The organism is Glutamicibacter sp. NPDC090743, assembly GCF_044769125.1.
Taxonomy (GTDB): domain Bacteria; phylum Actinomycetota; class Actinomycetes; order Actinomycetales; family Micrococcaceae; genus Glutamicibacter.
The window spans coordinates 1-10721 of sequence record NZ_JBIVXE010000013.1; the positions used below are offsets into that span (position 1 = coordinate 1).

Below are 10721 nucleotides of genomic sequence, written 5' to 3' on the forward strand. Positions count from 1 at the left end.
CTGTTCTGGGCGGGGCCCGGTTCCTTCGCGGCGGGCTTCCCCCCCCCCGCCGTGGGCCCGGTTTTGGGGCCTGGGGGGGGGGGCCCCAAACCCTTGGGGGCCCCCCCCACCGCCGTACTGGATGCTCGTTCCTAGCCGAGCTCTTCACTCAGCTGCGCTGCACGGGCGGCTGCCGCTTGCGTGCCCGCAGCAATAATCTTTGGAATTCCCTGCTCATCGAAGGTGGCGATAGCCTGCTCGGTGGTGCCCTTCGGGCTGGTTACTGCCTTGCGCAGGGTCGCGGGATCCGCGTCAGGGTTCGAGAGCATCTTGCCGGCACCGGCCACAGTGGCACGTGCCAGCGCGATTGAAAGCTTTTCATCCAAGCCCATGGCCACACCGGCATTGGCCATGGCCTCAGCCAGGTAGAAAGCATAGGCCGGACCGGACCCGGAAATTGCCGAGAGCGCATTTTGCTGCTCTTCGTCGATGACGTGCACGTCGCCGGATCCGGAGAGCAGATCGGTGACCAACTTGGTCTGCTCGTCGCTCACGCTTGCCGCCGGGCTGATTCCCACCACGCCGGCACCGACCATCAAAGGGGTGTTCGGCATGGAACGGATGACCGGCTGGCCAGCTGGCAGATGAGACTGCATGCTGCTCAGGGTGATAGCGGCGGCTACGGAAACAACGACCTTCTGCGCGTCCAGCGATCCGGAAATCTCCTCGCACAGTTCGGTGATGCCTACCGGCTTCACGCCCAGGAAGATAATGTCTGCGCTGGCGGCAGCCCGGCGGTTGGCTTCGGGATCTTCCTCGCTGACCAAGACGTTGATGCCCAATTCGCGCAGTTCCGCTACGCGGTTATCGCTTCGCACGGTAGCGGTGATGAGCTGCGGGTCATGGCCCGAGGCGATAATGCCACGCAGGATGGCGCCGTTCATGGAGCCGGCGCCGAGGAAGGACAGGGACAGATTCTTTGTTGCTTCACTCATATGGCTATTGTGTCATTGGCTTGGGATCGCTGCCGACTGTTAAGTGCTGGCGGGCAAATTCTAGGGTCTTTCCCAGCCATTCTTCTTTTTGCCCGGTGTTGCGAGCTTTGCGTGTGGAGACCTCGACCGCTACGGTGCCGCTCCAATTGGCATCACGCAGATATTGCAGCGTTTCGGCCACCGGTTGGGTGCCCAGGCCTGGCACAAGGTGCTCGTCTTTGCCGTTATCCAAACCATCGCACAGATGAACGTGCGCCAGTCGCTGGCCCAGGTCCTCAACGGCTTGACGCGAATCCATATTGGCAATCGCCGCATGGGAGAAATCCCAGGTCACATGCTGGTAGTGCTGCGGGACTGGGTTCCAGTGCGGAAGGTACATTTTCGCTTCACGGCCCCGGGCACGCCATGGGTACATGTTTTCCACGGCGATTTTCATCCCCGTGGTCTCAACCAATCGCTGCACGCCTTCGGCGAATTCTTCGGCGTAGGCGCCCTGCCACCTGAATGGCGGATGGGCGACAACCACATTTGCGCCGACCGCTTGGGCCAGGATGACCGAACGTTCGATCTTGGCCCAAGCAGAGCCCCACACCTGCTGGGTGAGCAGCAGTGTCGGTGCGTGAATGGCCATGATCGGCAGTTGGTACTTGTCCATCAAGGCTTTGAGCGCGGTCGCAGATTGGCTGGCTGCGTTGCCGGTAATCAGCACTTCCAGCCCGTCGTATCCCACGTCCTTGGCCATCGCGAAGGCGTCATGGACGGTCAGCGGATAAACTGACGCGCTAGAGAGGGTGACTGGCACCTTCATTGTGCTCTTCTGGTCTTCCATGCTCTTGCCTCCTGTTACCGGGTCCACTGTGCGGGCACCGCTTAGCCAAGAAGGTTAGCTGCTGGGTTTGGCGAGAAATTTGTACTTCTCGTTATCCAGAGCTACTTCCCCAACTCCAACGCTACTACTGAGCGGTGTCGCAGAGTCAAACATCACGTGATCAAAACGTCGCAGCATCAAGCCTTCACGAATCGCCCAAGGGCAAATCCGCACAGATTTCAGTTTCAAAGCATTCATCGCTTCGTGAGCGACAATCGCCCCGGCAAGCAGTTGCGGGGCGCGAATCTCTGAGACACCGGGCAATTCTGCCCGTTCAGCCCAGCTCATCGCGGTCAATCGGTTGGTCCACAATTTCAATGCGTCACGATTGAGCACGCGCTTAACATAGGGGCCTTCCGTGCTCGGCGCGGCTCCGGTGATGCGAGCCAGCGAGCGGAAAGTCTTGGAAGTAGCGGTGGCCAAGGTGGGCTTGCCATACTGGCGCAGCTCGGTAGTTGGGTCCGTGAGAACGTCACGCACGTACGTACGCAGTTCCTTGACTTCCTTAATGGACGGCAGGTCGTTAGGAAGCCATTCGCGGGTCAGCCGGCCGGCACCCAGGGGCACGGAGAAGGCTGTTTGCGGGAACTCGTCAACGCCCAAGGCCAGCTCCAGCGAGCCTCCGCCCATATCCAGGTTCAGGATGGATTCCGAAGACCAGCCAAACCAACGGCGTACGGAGTAGAAGGTCATGCCGGCTTCTTCTTCGCCGGTCAGTTCCATCAAGCTCACGCCTGTCTCGACTTCGACGCGTTCCAGGACGGCAGCACCGTTGGAGGATTCGCGAATCGCTGAAGTGCAGAAAGCCATGAAGTCCTCAACCTGGTGGTTTTCGGCGAACTTGGCGGCTTCCTTGATGAAGGAGATCAGCTCGCGCTGGCCCTCTTCAGTTATGGCGCCATACTCATTGAGGTAGCGCACCAAGGACAAGGGTCGCTTGTGCGAGGCATAGGGAACCGGGCGGGCTCCCGGATATGCATCGACGAGCAACAGGTGAACGGTATTCGAACCGATATCCAATACACCGAGTCTCATGGTGCGCTCCTCGTTAGGCCTGGCAAGAAAGACTAGTCAGTCTTTTTCGCGGTCGTCTTCTTGGCCGTAGCCTTCTTCGCCGGGGTCTTCTTGGCTGCTGGCGTCTTGGCCGGCGACTTCTTTGCCGTGCGCTTCACCGGTCCGCGGGCACGTTTGTCTGCCAGCAGCTCGATAGCCTGCTCGCGCGTCAGTTCCTCCAGGGAGGTAGTGCGCGGAACGGTGATGTTGGTGACGCCGTCGGTGATGTATGGACCGAAGCGGCCATCCTTGACCACGATGTTCTTCTCGCTGGTCGGGTCCACTCCGAACTCGGCCAATGGCGGTACCGCGGCACGACGGCCACGCTGCTTCGGCTGCGCGTAGATCGCCAGCGCTTCGTCCAAGGTGATCGTGAAGATCTGCTCTTCGCTCTCGATCGAGCGCGAATCGCTGCCCTTCTTCAGGTACGGACCGAAGCGGCCGTTCTGCACGGTGATCTCTTCGCCGTCAGCGTCAGCACCCAGTACGCGAGGCAGGCTCATCAGCTTCAGGGCATCTTCCAAGGTCACTGATTCGACAGTCATGGACTTGAACAGCGACGCGGTGCGCGGCTTGACCTTGGTTGGCTTCTTCGGCGGCTTCGGCTTGCCATTCTTGTAGTACTCGACCGGCTGGGCCGCCAATTCCTCTTCGGTTGGCTCCGGGATGATCTCGGTGACGTAGGCGCCGTAGCGGCCATCCTTGGCTACGATCTGGCGACCGGTTTCCGGATCAATGCCCAAGTGCATTTCGGAGACCTGCGAGTTGGCAAAGAGCTCCTCTGCCTTTTCGGCAGTCAGCTCGTCCGGGGCCAGATCCTCAGGCACGTTGGCGCGCTGCGGCTCGGTGCCTTCCTCGGCGCCTTCCGGGATGGCACGTTCCAGGTACGGGCCGAACTTGCCCACACGCAAGGTGATGTCGTCGGTGACCTTGATCGAGTTGATCGCACGGGCGTCGATGTCGCCGAGGTTATCGACCACATGCTTCAAGCCTTCGGATTCGGTCTCCGCGCCCTTGCCGAAGTAGAACAGGTTCAGCCAGTCGGTGCGGGCACGATGGCCCTTGGCGATCTCATCGAGATCATCTTCCAGGCGGGCGGTGAAATCGTAGTCCACGTACTTCGCGAAGTGCTCTTCGAGCAAGCGGATCACCGAGAAGGCGATCCAGCTCGGCACCAGGGCGCCGCCTCGCTTGGTGACATAGCCGCGGTCCATGATCGTGGAGATGGTTGGCGCGTAGGTCGACGGGCGGCCGATCTCGCGCTTTTCCAGCTCGGCCACGATTGAAGCTTCGGTGTAACGAGCCGGCGGGGAGGTTTCGTGGCCCAGAGCGGTCAGTTCATCGCCGGCCAGCTGCTGGCCCACAGCCAGCTGCGGCAGGCGGGCTTCGGCATTCTCTGCTGCGGCTTCCAGGGCCTGTTCGTCCTTGCCCTCCTCATAGGCGGAAAGGAAACCGCGGAAGGTGATTACGGTGCCGGAGGCCGAGAACTCGGCCACGCGCTGATCGCTGGCGGTGCCCTGCAGCTTGATGGTGGCGGTGAAGCCCTTGGCATCGGCCATCTGCGAGGCGACGGTGCGCTTCCAGATCAGCTCGTACAATGCGTACTCGTCCTTGGACAACGAGGAACGCACGTCCTTCGGGCGGCGGAACATGTCACCGGCCGGGCGGATTGCCTCGTGGGCTTCCTGCGCGGCATCGTTCTTCGCCTTGTAGACGCGCGGCTTGGCTGGAACGGAATCCGCGCCATACAGTTCGGTTGCCTGCTTGCGCGCGGCATTCACTGCCTCGCCCGAGAGGAAGACCGAATCGGTACGCATATAGGTGATGTAGCCGTTTTCATACAGCCGCTGAGCGATCTGCATGGTGATCTTGGAGCTCCAGCGCAGCTTGCGGGATGCTTCCTGCTGCAGCGTGGAGGTGGTGAAAGGGGCGGCCGGACGACGGGTGTACGGCTTGTCCTCGACGGAGGTCACCGCAAAGCCGGTGTCCGACAGGTTCGCCACCAGCGACTGGGCCGACTCCTGATCCAGGTGGGCCAGCTTATTGCGGGTGGTCTTCAGCTGGCCGCGGTCATCGAAGTCACGGCCGGAGGCGACACGGGCGCCGTCCACTGCCGAGAGCTTCGCTGCGAAGCCTTCGCCTTCACTGGTGGCGAAGTTACCCTTCACATCCCAGTATCCGGCGGGGATGAAGGCCATGCGTTCGCGTTCGCGCTCGACGACCAAACGGGTTGCCACGGACTGCACGCGGCCTGCGGACAGCCCGCGAGCCACCTTGCGCCAGAGCACCGGTGAAATTTCGTAACCATAGAGGCGGTCCAGGACACGGCGGGTTTCCTGGGCGTCGACGAGGTCGGTATCGAGCTCGCGCATGTTTTCCAGTGCGCGGGCGATGCCTTCCTTGGTGATTTCGGTAAATGCCAGGCGGCGTACCGGAACCTTTGGCTTCAGGACCTGCAGCAGGTGCCACGCGATGGCTTCGCCTTCGCGGTCCGCATCGGTTGCGAGGTAAAGTTCGTCAGCTTCTTTGAGCTTCGCCTTCAGTTCGGAAACGCGCTTCTTCTTGTCCGGGTAGACCATGTAGTAAGGCTCAAAGTCGTTGTCCAGATCGACAGCGAACTTGCCTACTGAGGTCTTTTTCAGCTCGGTTGGCAGTTCTGAGGGCTGCGGAAGGTCGCGGATATGGCCCACTGAGGCATCCACGTCAAAGCCTTCACCCAAATATTTGGCGATCGACTTCACCTTGGCAGGAGACTCCACGATTACGAGTTTCTTACCAGTCTTTTCCTTGGCCTTGGGGGGCACAGCACTCCTTTAGACAACACGGACCTTGGATACCCATTTCCGGGCCCTGATCAATCCGACATCGCAGCTTCGTTCTTCATGCCTACTCTATAAGCACATTTCCCGATGATCTTACACCGAAGAATCTGCGCTCCCTGAGCCGGGCATACTTATGATGATGCCTCCCCCATGCTCTGGTATTCGGGAAGCAATGAGATTAAGTAGAACATACGCCGCGAATCAATACTGCGTTCCTCGGCTGTTGCCTGTGCCTCGTATTCGTAGACCAGATCCAGCATTCTGCGGTTGAACTCGCGTTGCTTGGCTTCCGAGAGGAAGACCAAACCGCTAGTCAGCATCGGCGGACGATCCGGGTCCGGAGCGATTCCGGTCTTCGCTTCTGCCTCGCGCCGCTGGACTTCAGCATTGAGCCGGGTGCGGAATGCGTTCAATTGCACGTTCAAGTACGCAGTTTTGGCGTTCGCCGAGTCGATCTGCGTGTTCAGCTCTAGCCGTTCACCAGCCGCTCGCCACCGCCGCTCGCGTGCGTCTCCTTCGCTGGCAGCACGAATCACGTACCCGTACTTCTCCAGGGCCCGGAGGTGATAGCTCATGGCGCTAGGTGTCAGCGCACACAAGGATGCAAGTTCTGTAGCGGTGCGGGTGGTCTGCGAAGCAAAGAGCTCATCCAAGACGATCAGTCGAGCGTCATGGGCCAACGCTCGAATCGCCTGGGGGTCAGTGATCGAGACAACTTGTGGGATTTCCGCCTCATCGCGCGAGGCGGCCCCACCTTGTTCCTCAATTGTGTTCCGTGTCATAGGGAAAAACTTTAGCGCTTGTTTCACATTTTCTGAAGCAGGCCATGTCGCAAGAGTCGCTTCACTGCTTCATAAAGCAGGTCCGCGAAGTCTTCTTGCCCTTCTCCAATCAAGGAATCCAACGCGTTGACTAGTTGCGATACCGACAAATCACCATCGCAGGCGGAAACAAATCCTGCCTGTGCGGTATCAAGCAATTCAGTACGGCGCAGCCCTGCCCCCTGCCGCAGCAAGATCACGCCGGGGTGCTCCGCCCCCGGGCGCTGATGGCGCTCCTCAGTAACATCCTCGGCCACCAGCAGGTGCCAATCCTTGAACCCTTCATTGGCGGCGGCCAGCTGGTCGGACATGGCAATGTCCCGCTGCAGGGTCGGGGCGAGCGGCTGTTCCACCTGGTGCGAGATCTGCTCGTAGCGCTGCAGTACCGGATGGCCTGCGGCTGGACGGCGGAAGTACACCAGACCGAAGCCGATGGCACCCACGCCGCGGGACTCGAAGTCATCGAGGTATGCGTTGTAGGCGGAGATGTATGAAGTGCTGTCCTCGGTCTGGGAAGAGTCGCGCAGCCATGTCTCGGCGTAGCCGCTTGGCGTTGTTTGCTCGCGCTCGATCACCCATACGTCCAGCTGGTCGCCGAACCACTGGCGCACGCGGGCATCCCACGGCTGGTTGGATTCATCATCTAGGCGAGGAATCTCCCAGTTTGACAGCATTTGCATGCAGCCACCCGGCGCCAGGAAGCCAGGAGCCTGCTCGATCAAGGTGCTCACCAGCGTATCGCCGGCCATTCCGCCATCACGGTAGGTGAACCGGTCCTTGGCGCGCTCATTGCTGCTTCGCGGGGTAATCACGAACGGCGGGTTGCTGGCGATCAGGTTGAAAGTGGATCCAGCCACCGGATCGAACAGGCTTCCCTGGAGCAGGGTGACCCGCGATTCGAGGTTATCCGGATCCAGCTCCAGGGCCTGGTAGTTGAGCATCAGGTTGAAGCGGGTGAAGCCCAGGGCTCGGGCCGACAGGTCTGTGGCCGTAACATGCTCCGCGTGCGATAGCAGATGGAACAGCTGGATGCCGCAGCCGGTACCCAAGTCCAGTGCGCGCTCGACCTTTTCGCGGATCGTGATCTGCGCCAGGGTCAGGGACGCCTGTCCAATGCCCAGCACATGGTCGGTGCGCAACACGCCGGGACGCTGGTGGGCACCCAGGTCGTGGGCCACCCACAATTCACCGTCAGCATCGGAGGAATGCAGCGCCAGGGCAATCTTGGCCCGGTAACCGGTAGCCCAGGACTCGATCAGGCCCAGCTTGAGCAATCCGTCGGTCTTCAATGTCGGGAAGGCGGCATTGATGGCCGCGTCTTCCTGGGTCTGGCCCATTTGGAAGAGGCGAACCACACAGGCAAGCGAGCTATCTGGCCTGCTACGATCCAGGTTTCGCAAGGCAGGGTGGAGCTGGTCGCGGGCAAATGCTGCCGCAGCTTCCTCACCAAGCAGCCCCGCAACATTTTCATAGTTGTACCCGACATCAGTGAGGTCTTTGGCTAGCGAGTCGATGAGCAGTTGATTGTAGCTCTGGGGAGCGTCATCAATGGAAGAAAATTCAGCAGCATTCACACCTCCAAGTCTACCGAGTAACTCAACGGGTGATAGCTAGGCCAGGCAAACTACGGCGACCTATGATGTGGGCATGACCCAAGTAACGGTGACCTATCTCCAGCAACTCGACTCCGCTGATGTCATTCGCTCGGCCAAGTCCTTGCCCGAGGACGCCCGGATCGAGCTGGCCAAGGAGATCACCCCGGAATTTTCGCGGTTTCTGTATCAGAGCGTGGGCAGCGAATTGAACTGGTCTGACCGCCTGGGTTCGACCCGAGACCAGTGGGACGAAGTGCTTCGACGCCCGGGCTCAGAAACCTGGGTGCTCTACCAGCACGGTGCTCCCCAGGGGTACGTGGAGCTCGTCACGGAAGTCGCGGACGCCGGCAGTGAAGTCGAGATCTTCTACTTCGGCTTATTTCCCGAAGCTACCGGCCGCGGCCTTGGCGGGGTGCTGCTCAGCGAAGCACTGCAACAGGCCTGGGCCCTGGGTTCACGATGGCCGCAGCTGCCTGAGGTCAGCCGGGTATGGCTGCATACCTGCTCACTGGACGGACCGGCGGCGCTACCGAACTACCAGGCGCGAGGGCTGAGAATCTACCGGACCGAGGTGGAACAGGTCGACGTCAAGGATGCGTCGCGCGGAATGTGGCCGAAGGTGACCGCATAGAAAACGCGGCCTGGACTTATGGAAAGTCCAGGCCGCGGTTGGTGAAAGCTGAAGTTAGGCGTCTACGGTGCTGCAGTCTGGGCAGCGGCGCAGTGCTTCGTCCTTTGCGCAGTCCTCGCAGAACAGGCGCAGGTTGCGGCAGGCCGGGTCCGAACAGTTCTCGAACTTGTTGGTTGGACCTTGGCAGCCCACGCATTCACCGATGGTGACAGCGTCTTCGGAGAATTCGGTATGCATGCGCTTATCGAAAACGTAGAGAGAGCCTTCCCATAGGCCTTCATCCCCGTACTTCTCGCCATAGCGGACGATGCCGCCCTGCATCTGGTACACCTCTTGGAATCCGCGTTTGACCATCAAAGCCGAAAGCACTTCGCAGCGAATGCCGCCGGTGCAGTAGGTGACCACCGGCTGGTCCTTCAGGTGGTCGTACTTGCCCGAATCCAGCTCGGCAACGAAATCGCGGGTGGTGTCCACTTCGGGGACAATCGCGTTCTTGAACTTGCCGATCTGCGCTTCGAATGCGTTGCGGCCATCGAAGAAATGGACCTTCTCGCCGGTCTTCTTCTTGTTGTCAACCAGCTCGTGAAGTTCTTCGGGGCGCAAGTGGGTGCCACCGCCGACAACACCGTTCTCGTCAACTTCCAGTTCGCCAGGAGCGCCGAAGGTCACGATCTCGTCGCGAACCTTGACGGAGATACGCGGGAAGTCTTCTGCCGAACCTTCCGACCACTTGATATCCATCTTCTTGAAAGCTGGCAGTTCTCGCGTGGCCTTGACGTAGGCCTTGACTGCGGAGATCTCGCCACCAACGGTGCCGTTGATGCCGTCTTTGGAGATGATGATGCGTCCGCGCAAGCCCCAGCGCTCCAGCAGCGAGCGCTGCCAAAGGCGGATTGCCTCCGGGTCTGGGAGCGGAGTAAAAGCGTAATACAGAACAATACGATGAATGGCCACCCTACAATGTTAGTAGCTTTTGGCCGCGAAACGCCGAGGAAAAGAGCAATGTCACATTGATCTTTCCCGAAAATATCGGGCTCTCGGCCAGTGCAATAGTTCCAAGTAGGCAACGATTAGTTCAATGTCAGCTAATTCCTAGGAAAGACAAGGTAGGGTCAAATTATGGCATCAAACGCAAGCGATGAACTGATTGGCACCTGGGTAGCAGGCTGGGCTGGGGCTCGTGGTTATGAAACCCGCAACGAAGGACGGGTCCACGCTGCGCTGCGCCACGACACCACTGAAGACTGGGAATACGTCATCTATGGTCCCTCCAAAGAGGAACTCGCAGCAGTAGCCGAGACCCTGACGAAGCACCCGAACCGTCGGCTGACGGCTTTCGACGACTCCGCCGAGAATCTGGTTGCCATTGCGGCTGAAGTAGGCCTGCAGGTCACTGCCGATGACGAAGCACTGATGGTCACCGAACTAGCCGTGCACGACGTCGAGGTCCCACTGCCTGCAGACGGCTTCGTCTTCCAGATTGAACGCGATGGCACTCATGCCTACGTGTCGCTGCATCCCGAGGACAACCAGGAAGTCGTTGCGGCATCCGGCCATGTCTCAGCAGTTGGCGGATACGCAATCTTCGACCGCATCATCACCGGCGCCGATTTCCGCCGCAAGGGCCTAGGTACCCTGATCATGCGTGCGCTGGCTTCGCTGGCTCAAGAACACGATGTTGATGAAGGCCTGTTGATCGCTTCGGTCGATGGCCAGCAGCTTTACGCTTCGCTGGGCTGGACTTCGCTGGGCAAGGTTGTCATGTTCAAGGCCTAGGGCCTCCAAGATTACTCTTATCGCCGTGGGGGGGGGGGGGGGGGGGGGCGGGGGGGGGGGGGGGGGGGGGGGGGGGGGGGGGGGGGGGGGGGGGGGGGGGGGGTGGGTGGGGGGGGGGGGGGGGGCGGGCGGGGGGGGGGGGGGGGGGGTGGGCGGGGGGTAGAAGGGGGAAGGGGGTCGC

The 10721-nt window shown here is 60.5% G+C and carries 9 protein-coding genes; 2 read left to right on the top strand and 7 right to left on the bottom strand.

Going from position 1 to position 10721, the window contains the following annotated elements:
• Positions 1-131: 131 nt before the first annotated feature.
• The 6 genes from proC to ACIQTS_RS17970 form a co-directional block, all read right to left on the bottom strand.
• Positions 132-974, bottom strand: coding sequence for a pyrroline-5-carboxylate reductase (gene proC / locus ACIQTS_RS17945; protein ID WP_105656959.1), 843 nt, complete (start codon positions 972-974; stop codon positions 132-134).
• 4 nt (positions 975-978) lie between these two features.
• Complete coding sequence (locus ACIQTS_RS17950; RefSeq protein ID WP_105656960.1) at positions 979-1803, bottom strand: sugar phosphate isomerase/epimerase; 825 nt, start codon at positions 1801-1803, stop codon at positions 979-981.
• A gap of 54 nt (positions 1804-1857) precedes the next feature.
• Entirely contained in the window at positions 1858-2877 is a 1020-nt protein-coding gene (locus tag ACIQTS_RS17955) for a Ppx/GppA phosphatase family protein (protein WP_105656961.1), read from the bottom strand.
• Between the two features lie 32 nt (positions 2878-2909).
• Positions 2910-5699 (bottom strand): type I DNA topoisomerase, encoded by a 2790-nt coding sequence (gene topA, locus ACIQTS_RS17960; protein WP_332485931.1) that lies wholly within the window; start codon positions 5697-5699, stop codon positions 2910-2912.
• 149 nt (positions 5700-5848) lie between these two features.
• Positions 5849-6499: a helix-turn-helix transcriptional regulator gene (locus tag ACIQTS_RS17965; protein WP_105657083.1), complete on the bottom strand. Its 651-nt coding sequence runs from the start codon at positions 6497-6499 to the stop codon at positions 5849-5851.
• Positions 6500-6522: 23 nt separating this feature from the next.
• Entirely contained in the window at positions 6523-8112 is a 1590-nt protein-coding gene (locus ACIQTS_RS17970; protein WP_402474283.1) for a methyltransferase, read from the bottom strand.
• Between the two features lie 73 nt (positions 8113-8185).
• Between ACIQTS_RS17970 and ACIQTS_RS17975 the strand changes: the two genes are divergently transcribed.
• The gene (locus ACIQTS_RS17975) at positions 8186-8764 is read left to right on the top strand and encodes a GNAT family N-acetyltransferase (protein WP_105656964.1); all 579 of its coding nucleotides are present in this window, start codon (positions 8186-8188) and stop codon (positions 8762-8764) included.
• Between the two features lie 54 nt (positions 8765-8818).
• On the opposite strand, the gene ACIQTS_RS17980 is transcribed toward ACIQTS_RS17975, so the two are convergent.
• Complete coding sequence (locus ACIQTS_RS17980; protein ID WP_402474286.1) at positions 8819-9718, bottom strand: rhodanese-related sulfurtransferase; 900 nt, start codon at positions 9716-9718, stop codon at positions 8819-8821.
• 165 nt (positions 9719-9883) lie between these two features.
• Here ACIQTS_RS17980 and ACIQTS_RS17985 point away from each other — a divergent pair, with 165 nt between their 5' ends.
• Positions 9884-10540, top strand: a complete 657-nt coding sequence (locus tag ACIQTS_RS17985; protein ID WP_105656966.1) for a GNAT family N-acetyltransferase — start codon at positions 9884-9886, stop codon at positions 10538-10540.
• The last annotated feature ends 181 nt before the right edge of the window (positions 10541-10721 follow it).